The sequence below is a fragment of the Streptomyces sp. NBC_00237 genome (genome assembly GCF_026342435.1).
Lineage (GTDB): Bacteria > Actinomycetota > Actinomycetes > Streptomycetales > Streptomycetaceae > Streptomyces.
Genome location: NZ_JAPEMT010000002.1, coordinates 1531918 through 1551274, shown reverse-complemented (window position 1 = coordinate 1551274; position 19357 = coordinate 1531918). Strand labels below are relative to the sequence as shown.

Genomic DNA, 19357 nt, shown 5'->3' with positions numbered 1-19357 from the left:
TTTCGAACGTCCCGGGTACAGTGCGGAGATCAGCGATCCGTACGGTGAGGCACTCCACGTGTTGACGACGACCACCTGCCGCGTCCTCGCACCCGGCGACCTGGGCGAGGCCCTCGCCCTGCTGGAGAGCGAGCCCGTCAACAACGCCTTCGTGACCTCCCGGGTCCAGGTCGCGGGCCTCGACCCCTGGCGGCTCGGCGGCGAGATGTGGGGCTGGTACGAGTCCGGCAGACTCCGCAGCCTCTGCTACTCCGGCGCCAACCTCGTCCCCATCTGCGCCACGGACGAGGCCGTCCGCGCCTTCGCCGACCGCGCCCGCCGCACCGGCCGCCGCTGCTCCTCCATCGTCGGCCCCGCCGAGGCCACGTCCCTCCTGTGGCGGCTCCTCGAACCGAGCTGGGGCCCCGCCCGCGAGGTCCGCGCCCACCAGCCCGTGATGGTCGCCGAGCAGCTCCCCGCCGACATCACCCCCGACCCCCTCGTCCGCCGCATCCGCAAGGACGAGATGGAAACGATCATGCCCGCGTGCATCGCCATGTTCACCGAAGAGGTCGGCGTCTCCCCGATGGCCGGTGACGGCGGCCTCCTCTACCAGGCGCGCGTCGCCGAACTGGTCGGCGCGGGCCGCTCCTTCGCCCGCCTCGACGACCACGGCAAGGTCGTCTTCAAGGCGGAGATCGGCGCGGCCACCCCCGCCGCCTGCCAGATCCAGGGCGTCTGGGTCGCCCCCGAACACCGCGGCCGGGGCCTCTCCGTCACGGGCATGACCGCCGTGCTCCGCTACGCCCTCGCCGACGTCGCCCCCGTCGTCTCCCTCTACGTCAACGACTTCAACACCCCCGCCCGCGCCTCGTACCGCCGGGTCGGCTTCCGCGAGGTCGGCGCTTTTACCAGCGTCCTCTTCTGACCGCCGGCGGCTAGGGTTCGCCCATGACGGACGAAGCAGCCATCGGCCCCCTGGACCTCACGGAGCACGTCGACGAGGCGCTCGCCGTGCAGGCGCTCGCCTTCGGACTCGGCGCGGACGAGGTGGGCGTACGACGCCACATCGTGCTCCGCCACATGACCAGCCCCGGCGCCCGGGCGCTCGGCGCGACCACCCCCGACGGCCGCCTCGTCGGCTTCGTGTACGGCATGCCCAACGACCGTACGCACTGGTGGTCCACCGTCGTCGAGCCGTACCTGCGCAGGTACGGACGGGACGGCTGGCTCGACGACTCCTTCGTGATCACGGAACTCCACGTCCATCCCGACTTCCAGGCCCGCGGCATCGGCCGCGCCCTCATCACGGCGCTCACCGACCCGGCCCCGCAACCGCGCTCGATCCTGTCGGCGATCGACATCGAGAGCCCGGCGCGGGCGCTGTACCGGTCACTGGGGTACGTGGACCTGGCCGAGCAGGTGCTCTTCCCGAGCGCCCCGAGGCCGTACGCGGTGATGGGGGCTCCGCTGCCGCTGCTGCGGCGCGGGTAGGGGCCCCGCCACGGGCGGTCCGGCCCTGGCGGCCCCCGGGCGACCCCGGAACCGATTTCCGCCCGCCCCCACCCCCCGGCTAACCTCCTGACACCACCCTTCCGAGCAGGAGTTCACCATGGCCCAGGTCCAGCGCATGTCCCGTTTGATGGTCAAGACATTGCGTGACGACCCGGCGGACGCCGAGACCCTCAGCCACAAGCTGCTGGTCCGCGCCGGTTACGTCCGTCGCAACGCCGCCGGCATCTGGACCTGGCTGCCCCTCGGCAAGAAGGTCCTCGACAACATCTCGCGCGTCGTGCGCGAGGAGATGGACGCCATCGGCGCGCAGGAGGTCCTGCTGCCCGCCCTCCTCCCCAAGGAGGCGTACGAGGCGTCCGGCCGCTGGGAGGAGTACGGCGACCTCCTCTTCCGCCTCAAGGACCGCAAGGGCGCCGACTACCTCCTGGGCCCCACGCACGAGGAGATCTTCACCCAGACGGTCAAGGACCAGTGCACGTCCTACAAGGACCTGCCGGTGATGCTCTACCAGATCCAGACGAAGTACCGCGACGAGGCCCGGCCCCGTTCCGGCGTGCTGCGCGGCCGCGAGTTCCAGATGAAGGACTCGTACTCCTTCGACACCACCGACGAGGGCCTCGCCGAGTCGTACCGCCTGCACCGCGAGGCGTACATCAAGATCTTCAACCGCCTCGGCCTGGACCACCGCATCGTGTCCGCCGTCTCCGGCGCCATGGGCGGCTCGGCCTCCGAGGAGTTCCTCGCCCCGGCCGCCGCCGGTGAGGACACCTTCGCCGACTGCCCGAACTGCGACTACGCCGCGAACACCGAGGCCGTCACCTTCGGGCTGAAGGCCGTCGACGGCTCGGCGCACCCCGCCGCCGAGGACATCGCCACCCCCGACACCCCCACCATCGAGACCCTCGCCGCCCAGCTCGGCGTCGACGCCTCCGCGACCCTGAAGAACCTCCTGGTCAAGGTCGACGGCGAGATCGTCGCCGTCGGCGTCCCGGGCGACCGCGAGGTCGACCTCGGCAAGCTGGGCGAGCACCTCGCCCCCGCCGTCGTCGAGCTGGTCACCGCCGAGGACTTCGAAGGCCGCGACGACCTCGTACGGGGCTACGTCGGCCCGCAGGGCCTCGCCAAGGTCCGCTACATCGCCGACCCCCGCGTCGCCCCCGGCACCGCCTGGATCACCGGTGCCAACAAGGTCGACACCCACGCCAAGAACGTCGTCGCGGGCCGCGACTTCGAGGTCGACGACTACCTCGACGTGGTCGTCGTCGAAGAGGGCGACCCCTGCCCGAAGTGCGGCACCGGCCTCAAGCTGGACCGCGCCATCGAGATCGGCCACATCTTCCAGCTCGGCCGCAAGTACGCGGACACCTTCTCCCTGGACGTCCTCGGCCAGCAGGGCAAGCCGGTCCGCGTCACCATGGGCTCGTACGGCATCGGCGTCTCGCGCGCCGTGGCCGCCCTCGCCGAGCAGACCGCCGACGACAAGGGCCTGTCCTGGCCCGCCGAGATCGCCCCGGCCGACGTGCACGTCGTCGCGGCGGGCAAGGCGCTCCAGACGGAGCTGGCCGTCGAGGTCGCCGAGAAGCTGGGCGCGGCCGGTCTGCGCGTCCTGGTCGACGAGCGCCCCGGCGTCTCGCCCGGCGTGAAGTTCACCGACTCCGAGCTGATCGGCTGCCCGAAGATCCTGGTCGCGGGCCGCCGCGCCGCCGACGGCGTCCTGGAACTCAAGGACCGCCGCACCGGCGAGCGCGAGGAACTGACGGTCGAGGAGGCCATCGCCCGCCTGACGGCCTGACGGCCTGATCCGCACGGTTCGACGGCAGGGCCCCGTACTCCTCGAAGGAGTACGGGGCCGTGCCCGTACGGAGCTGCCCGTACGGAGCCGGAACGTGCGCGCGGCTGCGCGGGGCCTGCGGGTCATCTACGGGTGCGTCGCGACCGGTCGCGCGCACGCGGCGGAGCCGCACATCGATCTCACGAGGCGGAGCCGCACATCGATACGGCCCCGCGCCCCTGACCGGCCTCAGCGATACGACGTGATCAGCCGTGCCAGGTGCCGCCCCACGACCTCCAGGGGTTCCGTGCTGCGGGCCACCTGGGCGGCCATCTCCGCGCCCTCCAGCGCGCTGACGACGGTGTACGCGAGCTCCACCGCGTCCCGCTCGCCGAAGCCCGCCCGCAGCAGCGCCTTTGCCACCAGACTCCGCCAGTGCGCGAACGCCTCCGCGGCCGCCTCCTGGATGCCGGGGGAGTCCACGGCCGTGCCGACGACCGTCGACGTCACCGGACACCCGTCCAGCCAGTCCGACTCCTCCAAGCCCTCCCCGAGCACCTTCGTCAGGACGAGGACGGCCGTCGCCGGATCGTCCTCGGCGGCGAGCATCTTCTCCAGGATGTCCGCGAACTCCTCGTCCCCGTGCCGCACGGCAACCGTGCCCAACTCCTGCTTCCCGCCGGGGAAGAAGTGGTACACGGAGCCGAGCGTGGCCTGTGCCTCGCGGGCGATCTGCTTGATGCCGGTGCCCTGGTAGCCCTGGCGCTGCATCAGCCGTGACGTCGTCCGGACGATGCGCTCCCGGGTGCCGAGGGCGTCGGAGTGCTGGGGTTCTGGCCTCTTCTTCACCCCGCGATCGTACCGAGTAGAGCGTTCTTTTCAGCCTGGGTAGAGCGTTCGTTCTAGTCCGTGCTACGTTCTTCCCATCTCCACCAGATAGAGCGTTCGTTCTAGACCTCAAGGGTCTGGACCTCACGACAGGGCACCCTTATGACCACGCAGAAGTCCGTCACCGTCATCGGCCTCGGCCCGATGGGCCGCGCCATGTCCGCCGCCTACCTCGACGCGGGCTACCGCGTCACCGTCTTCAACCGCACCCCCAGCCGCGCCGACGAGCTCGTCGCCCGAGGCGCGCACCGCGCCGACAGCATCGAACAGGCGCTCTCCGCCAATGAGTTGAGCATCCTCAGCCTCACCGACTACGACGCCGTGTACGCACTCCTGGAGTCCGAGGCCGCCACCGCCGCCCTGTCCGGCCGCGTCCTGGTCAACCTCAGCTCCGACACCCCCGACCGCGCCCGCGAAGCCGCCGAGTGGGCGGCCTCGCACGGTGCGCAGCACCTCACCGGTGGCGTCGGCGCCCCGCCCACCAGCATCGGCGACCCCGAGATGTACACGTACTACAGCGGCCCGAAGGACGTCTTCGAGCAGCACAAGGACGTTCTCGAAGTCCTCACCCGCGCCGACTACAAGGGCGAGGACCCGGGCCTCGGAGCGCTCTACTACCAGCTCCAGATGGACATGTTCTGGACCGGCCTGACCAGCTGGCTGCACGCCCTCGCCGTGGCCCGCGCCAACGGCATCACCGCCGAGGACCTCCTGCCGTACGCCACCGACGTCATGGGCACCATGCCGGGCTTCTTCGCCCACTACACGCCCCGTGTCGACGCGGGTGAGAACGGCGGCGAGCTGGAGCGGCTGTCCATGGGCATCGCCAGCATCGACCACGTCCTGCACACCACCAAGGCCGCGGGGGTCGACCCCACGCTCCCCGCCGCCGTCCTGGAGACCTTCCGGCGCGGCGCCGCCGCCGGGCACTCCGAGAACAGCCTCACCAGCCTGGTGGAGGTCTTCACCAAGGGCGCCTGACCCGCAGAACCTGACCCGCAGAACCTGACCTGCGGGACCTGACCTGCGGGACCTGACCCGCGGAACACGTGAGGGCGGGCGGGGTGTGCGCACACCCCGCCCGCCCTCGCCCCGCCCGCCCTCACGTGTCAGCAGCCCCGGCGCCTACAGCCAGCTCGCGAACTCCAGCAGCATCTCGCCGTCCTGCCGCCGCCCCGCCGCCATCGCCCGCGTCCCCGACTCCACCGCCCGGAACAGCGTCCAGCCGTGCAGCCGCTCCCGGTCCACGTCCAGGGAGTCGGCGAGCCGGTTGACCCGGCGGCGCGTCGCCGGAGCCCCGGCCGCCGTCGCGATCTGGTCGTCGATCCGGTCCCGTACGAGACGCGCCAGGTCGTACGCACGCTCCCCGACCAGCGGATCGGGACCGACCGCCAGCCACGGCGTACGGTCGCCGCCCAGCACCTTGCCCTGCCGGAAGTTGCCGTGCAGCAGCAGGAGTTCGGGGGAGGAGGCGACCAGTTCGTCGCGCGCCGCGAGAGCCGCGTCCACCAGGGGCAGCAGGTCGGAAGGGGCCTCGCGCATCGGCTCGGACTGCCGCTGGGTGCGCTCCGCCACCGTCTCGAAGGGGTGCCCGACCGCAGGGGCCACCCACAGCTTCCGTACCGTCCCCGCCGCCTCAAGGAGTGCCTTCGCCTCCGGCAGCGACCGCAGCGACACCTCGCAGTGCAGGCGTTCCAGGAGCAGCGCCCCGGGCTCCACCGGGCCGTCCGCGAGCAGGTCGTCCGCGAGGCGGACCGCCCCCCACCCGTTCCAGTGCGCGAGCGCCGCCCGCTCCCGCTCCGGGTGCGCCTCCTCGGGTACGAGCTTCAGCGCGGCCTGCGTGCCGTCCGCGCGGCGCACCAGCACCACCACGCTGCTCCGGCCGCCCGGCGCCATGACCCGCTCGAAGGTCAACTCCCGTCGTTCCAGGGCTTCCTGAGCCAGCGACGGAGCCCGCCCGAGCCAGTCGGCGGCCACCGTTTCCCCGTACGCCTCGCCCAGCGCCTTCACCAGGCGCTGTGGCGGTTCGAAAGCCATAGGTGGGGTGTTCTCCTTCGATTCCCAGGGCTCACACGCCTTCGCGTGCCGAAGTGGTCAGTTCGGCGAGCCCAGGAAAGGCTACGCTGCTGCCCCGCCAGCGGGCCGCCCGCACCGCCGCCTCGCGCAGGGCCCCGGCCGCCTCCCGGCGCAGCGGGCCCTCGGCCGCGCGCACCAGGTCCGAGTACACCCCGGCCACCCGGTCCTCCAGTACGGCGGCCAGCTTCGCGGCGCTCACCGCTTCCGGCACCGGGAACGGCAGCGCGTAGGCGGCCTCCGCGACCACGGGCTTCCCGCCCAGGTCACCCACCGTGCGGGCCAGCGCGTCGCGCCGCGAGCGGTGCGCGTCGTACGCCTCCTTGGCCTCGGTGCGGCGCTTGCCGCCGATCCGGCCGCCCACCACTCCGTACCCGTACACAGCCGCATGCTCGGCGGCGAGCGCCGCCTGTACCGCGTCGAGCGCGTCCCGCGTCACTTCGAGCCCCCGTCGTCCAGCAGGTACACGTGTACGGCACCCGAGGCCGCCACCGACGCCAGCAGCCGGGCCAGCTCCGGGGTGGCCCGGTCCACGGCGGCCAGCTGCGCGTCGGAGGCCCGCCGGGCGGCGTCGGCCAGCTCCTTCACCGCGGCCCCCGGCTCGGCGGCCACCGTCACGGGAGCGCTCCCGGCGGTCGCGCGGCCCGTCGCGCCGCGCAGCACCTGAGCCTGCCGGGCGACCTCCTCGCGCAGCGGCTTCAGCCGCCCCGCCTCGGCGGGGTGCTTCTTCAGTACGGCGTCGTAGTGGGCGAGCAGGTCCGCGCTCGTACGGGTCGCCGCCCCCCGGATGCGGGCGGCGGCCTTGCCCGCCGCCGCGGAAGTCTGCGTACCGGAAGAACCGGACGGGGCGTCTGTGTTCGAGCAGCCGGCCAGCAGGCCCGCTGCGGCGGCCCCGCTCAAGGCCAGCGCACGTCTGCGAGTGGTGGGCGTGCGCAACTGTTCCGTCTCCCTCGGTCCCCGGGTGATCACCGCAGGCGAGCGTACCTTCGCCGGGTGCGGGACGGACGGCAACACCCCTTCGGACCGGATACCCTTTGACCTGACACACGACGAAACAGACAACAGCACACGCGGCCGAGGAGTCACCCGGATGAGCACCACCCAGAGCGACAGGCTGCGCGAACTGCTGGAACCGCTGGTCGCCGCCCAGGGCCTGGACCTCGAAGAGATCGAGGTGTCCAAGGCGGGCAGGCGCCGCATGCTGCGGGTCGTCGTGGACTCGGAGGAGGGCGTCGAGCTCGACGCGTGCGCCGAGGTCAGCCGCGCCATCTCCGACAAGCTCGACGAGACCGACGCGATGGGCGACGAGGAGTACGTCCTCGAAGTCGGCTCCCCGGGCGCCGACCGCCCGCTCTCGGAGCACCGCCACTACGTACGGGCCACCGGCCGCCTCGCCAAGCTCCAGCTGAACGACGGCGCCGAGCTGATCGCCCGCATCCTCGTCGTGGACGAGGACGGACTCGACCTGGAAGTGCCGGGCGTGAAGGGGCGCAAGCCCACCGCCCGCCGCGTGGAATTCGCCGACATCGCGAAGGCCCGCGTCGAGGTCGAGTTCAACCGCAAGGACGACGAGAACAAGAAGATCGTGAACGACGAGAAGGAAGAGGAGGCGTAGCCGTGGACATCGACGTGAAGCTTCTGAAGGGCTTGGCGAAGGAGAAGGAGATCTCCTTCGACCAGCTTGCGGAGGCGATCGAGCAGGCCCTCCTCATCGCCTACCACCGCACGGACGGCAGTTTCCGCCGCGCCCGCGTCAAGCTGGACCGTGAGAACGGCCATGTGACGGTGTGGGTGAAGGAGGACCCGGCGGACCTCGAAGAGGGCCAGGAGCCCAAGGAGTTCGACGACACCCCGGACGACTTCGGCCGGATCGCCGCCAGCACCGCCAAGCAGGTCATCCTCCAGCGTCTGCGCGACGCCGAGGACGACCAGACCTTCGGCGAGTTCGCGGGCCTGGAGGGCGAGGTCATCACGGGCGTCGTCCAGCAGGGCATGGACGCCAAGAACGTGCTGGTGGACATCGGCAAGCTGGAGGCCATCCTGCCGGTGCAGGAGCAGGTCCCCGGCGAGGAGTACACGCACGGCCTGCGCCTTCGTACGTTCGTCGTACGGGTGGCCAAGGGCGTCCGGGGTCCCTCCGTGACCCTCTCGCGCACCCACCCCAACCTGGTGAAGAAGCTCTTCGCGCTGGAGGTCCCGGAGATCGCCGACGGTTCGGTGGTCATCGAGGCCATCGCCCGCGAGGCCGGTCACCGCACCAAGATCGCGGTCCGCTCGACGCGCTCCGGCATCAACCCCAAGGGCGCCTGCATCGGCCCGATGGGCAGCCGTGTGCGCAATGTCATGGCGGAGCTGCACGGCGAGAAGATCGACATCGTCGACTGGTCCGACGACCCGGCCGAGATGGTCGCCAACGCCCTGTCCCCGGCCCGCGTCTCCAAGGTCGAGGTCGTCGACATGTCGACGCGCTCCGCCCGGGTGACCGTGCCGGACTACCAGCTGTCGCTCGCCATCGGCAAGGAGGGCCAGAACGCGCGCCTGGCCGCCCGCCTCACCGGCTGGCGCATCGACATCCGCCCCGACACCGAGGAGCTCGGCGAGGGCGAGGAGCCGGGCGAGTACCGCCGGGACAACGGTGAAGGCCGTGACCGTCGGGACGACCGAGGCTGAGTGAGCCGCAGGCGGTGGTGTGAGCCCGGGTGAGACCCGGGCCACATCGTTTTTCGGACCGAACTTGAACGAGCAGGCTTTCGATCCTTGCCCCAAAGGGGTGAGGTCGGTGCGGGGAGGTAGACTTAGTCGTGTCTGGCCAAACGCATACCGGCGCATGCCCTGAGCGAACCTGTGTGGGTTGCCGGGAGCGAGCGGCCAAGAACGATCTGCTGCGCATCGTGACGGTCGAGGGTGAATGCGTCCCCGATCCACGCGGTACGCTGCCCGGCCGGGGTGCGTACGTACACCCCGCCTCTGCCTGTTACGACCTGGCGGTCCGCCGCCGGGCGTTTCCCCGGGCCTTCCGGGGCCAGGGTCCGCTCGACACCGCGTCGCTGGAGAAATACGTGGCGCACCGTGCCGGGCAGGCAACACAGTAGGACAGCAGTGATCTGCAAGAAGTGAACGGCACGGGTCCCCGTGCGGTCAGGTACCTCGCGAGTTGGAAGTAGGTCGAGATTGCGATGAGCACTCGATGAGTACGCGATGAGTACGCCCATGAAGTAGCGACGGTCCGGCGTTCAACCCGGACCTAAAAGGAGCGAAGTGGCTAAGGTCCGGGTATACGAACTCGCCAAGGAGTTCGGTGTTGAGAGCAAGGTCGTCATGGCCAAGCTCCAAGAACTTGGTGAATTCGTCCGTTCGGCGTCCTCGACGATCGAGGCGCCGGTTGTACGCAAGTTGACTGACGCACTGCAGGGCCCTGGCGGCAACGCCGGGAAGTCCGCAGCGAAGCCCGGCGCGCCCCGCAAGGCGACGCCTGCCAAGCCCGCGGCACCTTCCGCGGCAACCCCGGCGGCACCGGCGGCTCCCCGCCCCGGCGCCCCCAAGCCCGGTGCACCGGCCCCCAAGCCGGCCGCCGCCGAGGCACCCAAGAGCGAGCCCACGGCCCCCGCCGCGACCCCGGCTGCCGCCGGTCCGCGTCCGGGCCCCAAGCCCGTCACGAAGCCTGCCCCGGTCACCCCGGTGCCGCAGGCCGAGTTCTCCGCGCCTGCCCCCGCGCAGCCGCAGACCCCGCAGCAGGCCCCGCGTCCCGCGGGCGCCACCCCCGGCCCGCGTCCCGCCCCCGCCCGTCCGGCCCCCTCGGCCGGTCAGCGCGACGGCGGCCAGCGTGACGGTGGTCAGCGTGACAACCGTGGTGGCGAGCGTGGCGGCGACCGCCCCGCACGTCCGGCCGGTCAGGGCGCCCCGCGCCCCGGTGGTGCCCGTCCCTCGGGTCCCCGCCCCGGCAACAACCCCTTCACCTCGGGTGGCTCCACCGGCATGGCGCGCCCGCAGGCGCCCCGTCCCGGCGGCAACGCACCGCGTCCCGGCGGTGCCGGTGCGCCCGGTGGCGCCCCGCGTCCGCAGGGCGGCCCCGGCGGCGCTCCGCGTCCGCAGGGCGGCCAGGGCGGCGCAGGCCGTCCGAGCCCCGGTGGCATGCCCCGCCCGCAGGGCGGCGCTCCGCGTCCGGGTGGTGCCCCCAGCGGTAACCGCCCGAACCCGGGCATGATGCCGCAGCGTCCGGCTGCCGGTCCCCGTCCTGGTGGCGGTCCCGGTGGCGGCGGTCGCGGTCCCGGTGGCGGCGCTGGTCGTCCGGGTGGCGGCGCTGGTCGTCCCGGTGGCGGCGGCGGCTTCGCCGGTCGTCCCGGCGGCGGTGGCGGCGGCTTCGCAGGCCGTCCGGCCGGTCCCGGCGGCGGTGGCGGCGGCGGCTTCGCCGGTCGTCCCGGTGGCGGCGGCGGTGGACGTCCCGGCTTCGCCGGCCGTCCCGGCGGTCCCAACGCACGTGGTGGCACGCAGGGCGCCTTCGGTCGTCCGGGCGGTCCCGCGCGTCGTGGTCGCAAGTCGAAGCGTCAGAGGCGCCAGGAGTACGAGGCCATGCAGGCCCCGTCCGTGGGCGGCGTGATGCTGCCTCGCGGCAACGGACAGACCGTCCGCCTGTCGCGCGGTGCCTCGCTCACCGACTTCGCCGAGAAGATCAACGCCAACCCGGCTTCGCTGGTCGGCGTGATGATGAACCTCGGCGAGATGGTGACGGCCACGCAGTCCGTCTCCGACGAGACGCTCAAGCTGCTCGCCGACGAGATGAACTTCATCCTCGAAATCGTCAGCCCGGAGGAGGAGGACCGCGAGCTTCTCGAGTCCTTCGACATCGAGTTCGGCGAGGACGAGGGCGGCGAGGACATGCTCGTGTCCCGTCCGCCGGTCGTGACCGTCATGGGTCACGTCGACCACGGTAAGACCCGCCTTCTGGACGCGATCCGCAAGACGAACGTCGTTGCGGGCGAGGCCGGTGGCATCACGCAGCACATCGGTGCGTACCAGGTCGCCACCGAGGTCAACGGTGAAGAGCGCGCCATCACCTTCATCGACACCCCCGGTCACGAGGCGTTCACCGCCATGCGTGCCCGTGGTGCGAAGTCCACCGACATCGCGATCCTCGTGGTCGCGGCCAACGACGGTGTGATGCCGCAGACGATCGAGGCGCTCAACCACGCCAAGGCCGCCGGTGTCCCGATCGTCGTCGCGGTCAACAAGATCGACGTCGAGGGCGCCGACCCGACCAAGGTGCGCGGTCAGCTCACCGAGTTCGGTCTGGTGGCGGAGGAGTACGGCGGCGACACGATGTTCGTCGACATCTCGGCCCGTCAGAGCCTCAACATCGAGGCCCTGCTGGAAGCGGTCATCCTGACCGCGGACGCTTCGCTCGACCTCCGGGCGAACGCCGAGATGGACGCACAGGGCATCGCGATCGAGGCCCACCTCGACAAGGGCCGTGGTGCTGTCGCCACCGTCCTCGTCCAGCGCGGTACCCTCCGCGTCGGCGACACGATGGTCGCGGGCGACGCCTACGGCCGTGTCCGCGCCATGCTCGACGACAACGGCAACAACGTGCAGGAAGCGGGTCCCTCGACCCCCGTCCTGGTGCTGGGTCTCACCAATGTCCCCGGCGCCGGCGACAACTTCCTCGTCGTCGAGGAGGACCGCACGGCTCGTCAGATCGCCGAGAAGCGTGCCGCTCGTGAGCGGAACGCGGCGTTCGCCCGCCGTGGCGTCCGGTTCTCCCTGGAGAACCTGGACGAGGCCCTCAAGGCCGGTCTGGTGCAGGACCTCAACATCATCATCAAGGGTGACGCGTCCGGTTCGGTGGAGGCTCTTGAGTCCTCGCTGCTCCAGCTCGACGTCTCCGACGAGGTCGACATCCGCGTCCTGCACCGTGGTGTGGGTGCGGTCACCGAGTCCGACATCGACCTGGCGACGGGTTCCGACGCCATCGTCATCGGATTCAACGTCCGTGCGGCCGGCCGTGCACAGCAGATGGCCGAGCGCGAGGGCGTCGACGTCCGCTACTACTCGGTGATCTACCAGGCCATCGAGGAGATCGAAGCAGCGCTCAAGGGCATGCTCAAGCCGGAGTACGAGGAGGTCGAGCTCGGTACCGCGGAGATCCGCGAGATCTTCCGCTCGTCCAAGCTCGGCAACATCGCCGGTGTCCTCATCCGCTCGGGCGAGGTCAAGCGCAACACCAAGGCGCGCCTCGTCCGCGACGGCAAGGTCATCGCCGAGGACCTCAACATCCAGGGTCTGCGCCGCTTCAAGGACGACGTCACCGAGATCCGCGAAGGGTTCGAGGGCGGTATCAACCTCGGCAACTTCAACGACATCAAGATCGACGACGTCATCGCGACGTACGAGATGCGGGAGAAGCCGCGCGGCTAAGAGCTGCGTAGCGACACCGTAAGCACCATCGGTCGGGGCCGCTCGGCGGAGATTATTTCCGTCGAGCGGCCCCGGCCGTTGCGTGTACGGTTCTTGTGTCCCTGCCAAGCAGTGGCAGCGGTACACGAACCCGAACCGGCGGGACATCCGGACACACATGTATGTGGGGACTCTGTCCTTCGACCTCCTGCTCGGCGACGTACGGTCGCTGAAGGAGAAACGCTCCGTCGTCCGGCCGATCGTCGCCGAACTGCACCGCAAGTTCGCGGTCAGCGTGGCGGAGGTGGGTGACCAGGACCTCCATCGCAGGGCCGAGATCGGGGTTGCGATGGTGTCCGGCGACACAGGGCACCTCACAGACGTACTGGACCGGTGCGAGCGCATGGTGGCCGCCCGGCCCGAGGTGGAGTTGCTGTCGGTACGGCGGCGGCTGCACAGTGACGAAGACTGAGCAAGAACACACAAGGAGAAGGACCAGTGGCCGACAACGCTCGGGCGAAGAAGCTGGCGGACCTCATTCAGCAGGTCGTCGCCGAGAAGCTCCTGCGCGGGGTCAAGGACCCGCGTCTGGGGACGCACGTGACGATCACGGACACCCGCGTCACCGGTGACCTGCGGGAGGCCACGGTCTTCTACACGGTGTACGGCGACGACGAGGACCGTGCCAGCGCGGCGGCGGGGCTGCAGAGCGCCAAGGGCGTCCTGCGCTCGGCGGTCGGGCAGGCGGCGGGAACCAAGTTCACGCCCACCCTCACCTTCGTCGCGGACGCCCTCCCGGAGAACGCCAAGACGATCGAGAGCCTGCTCGACAAGGCGCGGGCCTCCGACGCCAAGGTGCGCGAGGTGTCCTCGGACGCCACGTTCGCCGGTGACGCGGACCCGTACAAGAAGCCCGGTGACGACGAGGACGACGCCTCCGTATGAGCACAGCAGTAACGAAGACGCCGGACGGACTTGTCATTGTCGACAAGCCGTCCGGCTTCACTTCGCACGACGTCGTCGCCAAGATGCGCGGGATCGCCAAGACCCGCCGCGTCGGCCACGCCGGAACGCTCGACCCGATGGCGACGGGAGTCCTGGTCCTCGGCGTCGAGAAGGCGACCAAGCTCCTCGGCCACCTCGCGCTGACCGAGAAGGAGTACCTGGGCACCATCCGGCTCGGCCAGGACACCCTCACCGACGACGCCGAGGGCGACATCATCACGTCGACCGACGCGTCCGCCGTCACCCGCGAGGGCATCGACGCGGGTGTCGCGAAGCTGTCCGGCGCCATCATGCAGGTGCCGTCCAAGGTCAGCGCCATCAAGATCGACGGCAAGCGGTCGTACAAGCGGGCGCGGGAGGGCGAGGACTTCGAGATCCCGGCCCGCCCGGTGACCGTCTCGTCCTTCCAGGTGTACGACGTGCGGCCCGCGGTCGCGGAGGACGGGACGCCGGTCGTCGACCTGGTCGTCTCCGTCGTCTGCTCCTCGGGCACGTACATCCGCGCCCTCGCGCGCGACCTCGGCGCCGGGCTCGGCGTCGGCGGCCACCTGACCGCGCTGCGGCGCACCCGCGTCGGCCCGTACGGCCTGGACGCGGCCCGCACCCTGGACCAGCACCAGGAGTCGCTGGCCGTCATGCCGATCGCGGACGCGGCGGCCGCCGCGTTCCCGCGCTGGGACGTGGACGAGAAGCGCGCCGGGCTGATCATGAACGGCGTACGGATCGACATGCCCGCGCACGAGCGCAACCCGGTGGCCGTGTACGGCCCCGACGGGCGCTTCCTCGCCCTGGTCGAGGACCAGAAGGGCAAGGCCAAGAGCCTGGCCGTCTTCGGCTGAGAAGCCTGAGGCGTCCGAGGCATCGCGAGAGGTGCGACATCGTGGAGCGGGCGTTCGACGCGCCGCCCGCTCCACGATCCCCTCCCGCTCCCCCGTGCTCTCCCCCGTAGAGGGGTCTGTCCGTTTCACACGGCAGTTTCACCCCTACGAGCGGGCGCTCGGAGTGAATGCGGGGAGTGACGGGGGGCGCTTTCGGCAGGCGTTCTTCTGCCGCTGATCATCCTCTGCCTACGGTCGTGGGCAGGGGGTGTTCCTTTATGGCGGCGGACGGGACTCGGCCGGACGACGGGTCCCGGCCGGGCAGCAGGCCGGGGCCGGTCCCGCCGTCCCCGCCGGTGGTGCTGGTACGGATCCGCGACCGTGCCGGACGGCCGCGCGGCACCGGCTTCGTCGCCGACGACCAAGGCACCGTCATCACCAGCCACGAGGCCGTCGACGGCCTGACCGGGCTCGTCCTGCACGCCCCCGGCGACCGCACCTGCCTCGCCGAGCACGACGACATCGTCCCGCTCCCGGAGGCCGGGCTCGCCCTCGTCCGCACCTCGGGGCTCGGTGTGCGCCCGCTCCCGGTGACCGGGCGGCGGAAGATCGCCGTCGGGACGTACGTACGGCTGGCGGCCGGGGGGTGGCGGGAGGCGAGGGTGCTCGGTGCGGCCCCGGTGACGTACCCGGCGAAGGACCGCTTCCATCTGCTCGGCTCCGCGATGGAACTGGCGATGGGCACGGCGGGCAGTGACGCGCTGCGGCCGGGCGGGGCTGCGGCCGGGGGGCCGGTGCTGGACGCGGAGACGGGGGCGGTGCTGGCCGTTCTGGGCACGTCCCTCCTCCCCCAGGCCCTCAGCTCCGTTCGAGCAGGGGACGCCCCCCACACGCACCGGGCCGCCGGATTCGCCGTACCGCTCGGGGACCAGACGGACGGTCCGCTGGGGGAACTGCTGCGGCGGAACGCGGCGACCGTGCCCGCCTACGGGGAGGACCTCAACCTCGCGGGAGCCTTGCAGCTCACCGGAACCTCGGTGGGATCGGTGGGCGGTCCGAGCGTGTGGCAGGACCCGGTCGAACGGGACTGTCCGCGCCGGGAGTTCGCGGACTTCACGGTGGGCGGGGCGTACGTCCTCGGGCTCGTCGGCACGCCCGGCACCGGGCGCACCACCGAACTGCGCGCACTCGCCGCCCGCCGCGCCCGTGGCCCCGAACCCGCTCCGACGGTCTGGCTGCGCGGGGCCGATCTGCACGGCGCGGACGGGTCGGTCGCCGACGCGGTGGGGCGGGCGCTCGCCCAGGCGGGGCGGATCGTCGCCGCCTCGGGGACCCCCGGCGACATGTCCGTCGCCACGCCCGAACGGGTGGCCCGGCTGGCGCACGCGGCGGGCCGCTCGCTGCTCGTACTCCTCGACGGGCCCGAGGAGATGCCGCCCGTGCTGGCCCACCGGCTCCCGGAGTGGACGTCCGGGACGGCGCGGTGGCTGCGGGAGCACGGGGCGCGGATGGTGGTCGGCTGCCGCCCGGAGCACTGGGAGCAGGCGGGGGCCCTGTATCCGGAGTCCGGCGCGGTGCACCTCGGAGACCTCTTCGAGGAGGAGGCGGCCTGTGCGAGGGAGAGGTACGGGATCGAGGCCGGGGCGCTGCGGGAGGCGGACGCGCGGCACCCGCTGACGCTGCGGCTCCTCGCGGAGGTGCGGGCGGCGCTGCCGGGCGGTGCGGCGGCGCCGGGGTGCCCGACCCGGGAGGAGGTCTTCGAGGCGTACCTCGCCCTGGTGTGTTTGCGGGTGGCGGTACGGGTGGCAGCCGCGCGGCGCCCTGCGGTGCGGGGCACGGCGGTGCGGCGACTGGCGGCGGAGGTGTCGGGGCGGGTGCACGAGGCGGCCCGTCGCTGTCTGGGGCCGGGGCAGGGGGAGGTGGACCGCGCCTCCTTCGAGGAGATCTTCCCGTGGCGGACGGGGTGGGCTTCGGCGGTGCTCACGGAGGGGGTGCTCGTGCCCGCGGGGAGCGGGTACCGGTTCGCGCACGAGGAGGTGGCGGACTGGGTGCAGGGGGCGCACCTCGACCTGGCGTCGGCGGTGGGAGGGCTGGTGGCGGCACCCGTGCGGGCGCAGGAGGAGCTGAAAGGTGTCCTCCCCGTGCCCCGGCACCGGATCGGGCCCGTCGTCGAGGCCATGCTGCTGCTGGAGCGCCATTTCGGCTGCGAGCAACTTGCCGCACAGATGCGGGAGTTGATCGCGGCGTTGGGTGTTCTCGAAGGGGAGGGAAGCGCCGACGCCCAGTGGTGGGGGTCGCGGCTCCTTGCGGGGAGCCTTCTGAGGGTGCCCGATCTCGGGCCGTACGCCTGCGTGCTCCGGGAGCTCGCGCGGGCGGTGACCGAGCGGTCCCTCCGGGAGGGCGGGCCGCACGGGCTCGGCGGGTTCGGCTGGTTCGGGCCCTGGTTCTGGGAGCGGATCGAGGTCGATCAGGCCGAACGGGTCGATCTGCTCAGGGTGCTGGTGCCCGCGGACGGAGCGCCGGAGGGCCGGAGCGCGCCCCGGTACCTCGACTCGGTCGCCCGGATCCTGGTGGGTGACGTACGCCGGGTGCAGGTGCTGCTGTGCGACTGGTTCGACGACACCCGGCCGATTCCGGGGCCCGCCCGACTCACCGTCGCCGAAGTCGCCCAGGCCCTCCTGCACACCCATCGGGGGCTCGCGCTGGACGACCTCGTGGAGACGCTCGTCCAGGCCGGGCATCCGCGTGCCGACGAGCTGCTGCACGTGCTCGCCGCCGACGAGCCGTCCGCGCTGTGCCGGGCCGTCGACCGGTGGGCGCACGACGGGCGGGCCGAGCGGCGGGTCGCGGCGGCGTCGTACGGGGGAGTGGTGGCCGCGTACGCCACCGGTGGGGCCGACCGGGAGCTGCTGAGGTTCGCCGCGCTGGCGCTCCTCGCCCGGGGCGGCGACCTCAGCCTGCACGGGGCGGCGCTCGCGCTGCTGGTGCGCGATCCGGCGTCCCGGTCGCGGTTCTTGCCGCGCGCGGTGGCGGCGTTCGTGGTGGGCGAGCCGAGGGTGCCCGCGGCGGCGCTGGTGAGCGCGCTCGCCACGCATCAGGAGCCGGTGTTCGCCGCGCTGCGGACCGCCCTGCACTCGGCGGGGCCGCAGGCCGGGGAGGTGCTGCGTGCGCTGGCCGCCGTGCACACGCCCGCGCTCGACCGGCGGGTGGCCGCACTCGTCGCGGAGTACGTGGCGCGGCGGCCGGAGGGCGCGGTGCACGCCGCCGCGTACGTGGAGGAGCGGCTGGAGAGCGGGCCGGGGGCAAGGGGCGTGTTGTCTCCGCTGGTCAGAGGGATGGTCAGAGGGAGCCCCTGCGAGGTGCGGAGCGCGCTGGCGCGGGTCCTCGCCGCGCCCGGGACAGCGGCCTGCGAACCCCTGCGGGCCGAGCTCCTCGACGTACTCCTGGAGTACGAGGAGTACGAGGAGCACGAGGAGTACGCGGGCGGTGGACCGGAGCGGGACCACACCGTGCTGGACGCCGTGCTGAGGGCGGCGGCGCTCGGGGCGGAGGAGCGGGAGGCGGCGCGGACGCGGGAGCTGGTGCGGCGGGCGGGGGCGCTGCTGATGCGGACGCCGGAGGGGGCGGCGTGCTTCGACCGGCGGCTCGTGGCGCTGGCCAGGGAGGTGCCGGGGTTCGCCCGGCTGGTGGCGGAGTGGCTGGGACAATCCAGCCCCTCCGGCGTTTGACGAGCGGGGGTCCGGGAGCAGCGCCCCGGGGGTGACCGCATCCGGCCACCGGCCCGTGCCCGGAGCCCCGGCCCGATCCAAGGCACCGATGCGCAGCGCCGGCGCCGGGCATGGCAGTCTTAGACCTGCGGAAGAGCAGGTTGAGGGGCCGTCGGGGCCCCGGGCAGCCACCATCACGTACCAGAGACGTACAAGGAGCGGTCACAGTGCAGCGCTGGCGCGGCTTGGAGGACATTCCCCAGGACTGGGGACGCAGCGTCGTCACCATCGGCTCCTACGACGGCGTGCACCGCGGGCACCAGCTGATCATCGGGCGGGCGGTCGAGCGCGCCCGCGAGCTGGGCGTGCCGTCCGTCGTCGTGACGTTCGACCCGCACCCCAGCGAGGTCGTCCGGCCCGGCAGCCACCCGCCGCTGCTTGCCCCGCACCACCGGCGTGCCGAGCTGATGGCGGAGCTGGGCGTCGACGCGCTGCTGATCCTCCCCTTCACGGCCGAGTTCTCGAAGCTCAGCCCCGCCGACTTCGTGGTGAAGGTGCTGGTCGACAAGTTGCACGCGCGGCTCGTCGTGGAGGGACCGAACTTCCGGTTCGGGCACAGGGCCGCGGGGAACGTCGCCTTCCTGGCCGAGCTGGGACCGACGTACGACTACGACGTCGAGGTCATCGACCTGTTCGTGAGCGGGGCCGCGGGCGGCGGCGAGCCCTTCTCGTCGACGCTGACGCGGCGGCTCGTGGCCGAGGGGGACGTGGCGGGCGCCGCGGAGATCCTCGGGCGTCCGCACGCCGTCGAGGGCGTGGTCGTACGGGGCGAGCAGCGGGGGCGGGAGCTGGGGTATCCGACCGCCAACGTGGAGACGCTCCCGCACACCGCCATCCCGGCCGACGGCGTGTACGCGGGCTGGCTGACCGCCGACGGCGAGCGGATGCCCGCCGCGATCTCGGTCGGCACCAACCCCCAGTTCGAGGGCAAGAAGCGGACCGTCGAGGCGTACGCCATCGACCGGGTCGGACTGGATCTGTACGGCATGCACGTGGCCGTCGAGTTCCTGGCGTACGTGCGCGGCATGGCCAAGTTCGAGTCGCTCGACGGGCTGCTGGAAGCCATCGCGGACGACGTGAAGCAGGCGCGGTCGCTGACGGCGGACGCGGACGCGACGTAGGCACGGGTACGGGAAAGGGGCCCGCCGGAG

At 72.2% G+C, this 19357-nt stretch carries 17 protein-coding genes; 13 read left to right on the top strand and 4 right to left on the bottom strand.

All coding sequences use genetic code 11. From position 1 onward, the window contains the following. Positions 1-58 precede the first annotated feature (58 nt). The 3 genes from OG897_RS20680 (at position 59) to OG897_RS20670 (ending at position 3286) form a co-directional block, all read left to right on the top strand. A complete protein-coding gene (locus OG897_RS20680; RefSeq protein WP_266658683.1) occupies positions 59-907 on the top strand; it encodes a GNAT family N-acetyltransferase in 849 nt (282 codons plus the stop codon). Between the two features lie 23 nt (positions 908-930). After that, the gene (locus tag OG897_RS20675; RefSeq protein WP_266658682.1) at positions 931-1473 is read left to right on the top strand and encodes a GNAT family N-acetyltransferase; all 543 of its coding nucleotides are present in this window, start codon (positions 931-933) and stop codon (positions 1471-1473) included. 118 nt (positions 1474-1591) lie between these two features. Then, a complete protein-coding gene (locus OG897_RS20670; RefSeq protein ID WP_266658681.1) occupies positions 1592-3286 on the top strand; it encodes a proline--tRNA ligase in 1695 nt (564 codons plus the stop codon). Positions 3287-3514: 228 nt separating this feature from the next. Here OG897_RS20670 and OG897_RS20665 read toward each other — a convergent pair whose 3' ends face one another. Then, positions 3515-4114, bottom strand: coding sequence for a TetR/AcrR family transcriptional regulator (locus OG897_RS20665; protein WP_266658680.1), 600 nt, complete (start codon positions 4112-4114; stop codon positions 3515-3517). 141 nt (positions 4115-4255) lie between these two features. Between OG897_RS20665 and OG897_RS20660 the strand changes: the two genes are divergently transcribed. Next, positions 4256-5134: an NAD(P)-dependent oxidoreductase gene (locus tag OG897_RS20660; RefSeq protein WP_266658679.1), complete on the top strand. Its 879-nt coding sequence runs from the start codon at positions 4256-4258 to the stop codon at positions 5132-5134. Positions 5135-5278: 144 nt separating this feature from the next. Here the strand turns inward: OG897_RS20660 and OG897_RS20655 are convergent, their stop codons facing one another. Genes OG897_RS20655 through OG897_RS20645 form a run of 3 tightly spaced genes read right to left on the bottom strand, consistent with a single transcriptional unit; the run spans position 5279 to position 7162 of the window. Continuing rightward, the gene (locus OG897_RS20655) at positions 5279-6190 is read right to left on the bottom strand and encodes an aminoglycoside phosphotransferase family protein (RefSeq protein WP_266658678.1); all 912 of its coding nucleotides are present in this window, start codon (positions 6188-6190) and stop codon (positions 5279-5281) included. A 31-nt stretch (positions 6191-6221) separates the two neighbouring features. Further along, positions 6222-6665 (bottom strand): ferritin-like domain-containing protein, encoded by a 444-nt coding sequence (locus OG897_RS20650; protein WP_266658677.1) that lies wholly within the window; start codon positions 6663-6665, stop codon positions 6222-6224. Further along, on the bottom strand, positions 6662-7162 hold the full coding sequence (locus OG897_RS20645) for a hypothetical protein (RefSeq protein WP_266658676.1): 501 nt from the start codon (positions 7160-7162) through the stop codon (positions 6662-6664). Before OG897_RS20645 ends, OG897_RS20650 begins: the two co-directional genes overlap by 4 nt. Before the next feature lie 154 nt (positions 7163-7316). On the opposite strand from OG897_RS20645, the gene rimP reads away from it, so the two are divergent. The 9 genes from rimP to OG897_RS20600 all read left to right on the top strand — a co-directional run bounded on the left by rimP (position 7317) and on the right by OG897_RS20600 (position 19327). After that, positions 7317-7841, top strand: a complete 525-nt coding sequence (rimP, locus tag OG897_RS20640) for a ribosome maturation factor RimP (RefSeq protein ID WP_266658675.1) — start codon at positions 7317-7319, stop codon at positions 7839-7841. Positions 7842-7843: 2 nt separating this feature from the next. After that, on the top strand, positions 7844-8896 hold the full coding sequence (gene nusA, locus OG897_RS20635) for a transcription termination factor NusA (RefSeq protein ID WP_266658674.1): 1053 nt from the start codon (positions 7844-7846) through the stop codon (positions 8894-8896). A 131-nt stretch (positions 8897-9027) separates the two neighbouring features. After that, positions 9028-9318 (top strand): YlxR family protein, encoded by a 291-nt coding sequence (locus OG897_RS20630; RefSeq protein ID WP_266658673.1) that lies wholly within the window; start codon positions 9028-9030, stop codon positions 9316-9318. Between the two features lie 166 nt (positions 9319-9484). Beyond that, a complete protein-coding gene (gene infB, locus OG897_RS20625; RefSeq protein WP_266658672.1) occupies positions 9485-12637 on the top strand; it encodes a translation initiation factor IF-2 in 3153 nt (1050 codons plus the stop codon). 157 nt (positions 12638-12794) lie between these two features. Continuing rightward, complete coding sequence (locus OG897_RS20620) at positions 12795-13088, top strand: DUF503 domain-containing protein (RefSeq protein ID WP_266658671.1); 294 nt, start codon at positions 12795-12797, stop codon at positions 13086-13088. Positions 13089-13114: 26 nt separating this feature from the next. Continuing rightward, complete coding sequence (rbfA, locus tag OG897_RS20615) at positions 13115-13561, top strand: 30S ribosome-binding factor RbfA (RefSeq protein ID WP_266658670.1); 447 nt, start codon at positions 13115-13117, stop codon at positions 13559-13561. Next, on the top strand, positions 13558-14460 hold the full coding sequence (truB, locus tag OG897_RS20610) for a tRNA pseudouridine(55) synthase TruB (RefSeq protein WP_266658669.1): 903 nt from the start codon (positions 13558-13560) through the stop codon (positions 14458-14460). Before rbfA ends, truB begins: the two co-directional genes overlap by 4 nt. A 257-nt stretch (positions 14461-14717) precedes the next feature. Continuing rightward, positions 14718-18167, top strand: coding sequence for a trypsin-like peptidase domain-containing protein (locus OG897_RS20605; protein ID WP_266658668.1), 3450 nt, complete (start codon positions 14718-14720; stop codon positions 18165-18167). Positions 18168-18373: 206 nt separating this feature from the next. Then, positions 18374-19327, top strand: coding sequence for a bifunctional riboflavin kinase/FAD synthetase (locus tag OG897_RS20600; RefSeq protein ID WP_266658667.1), 954 nt, complete (start codon positions 18374-18376; stop codon positions 19325-19327). The last annotated feature ends 30 nt before the right edge of the window (positions 19328-19357 follow it).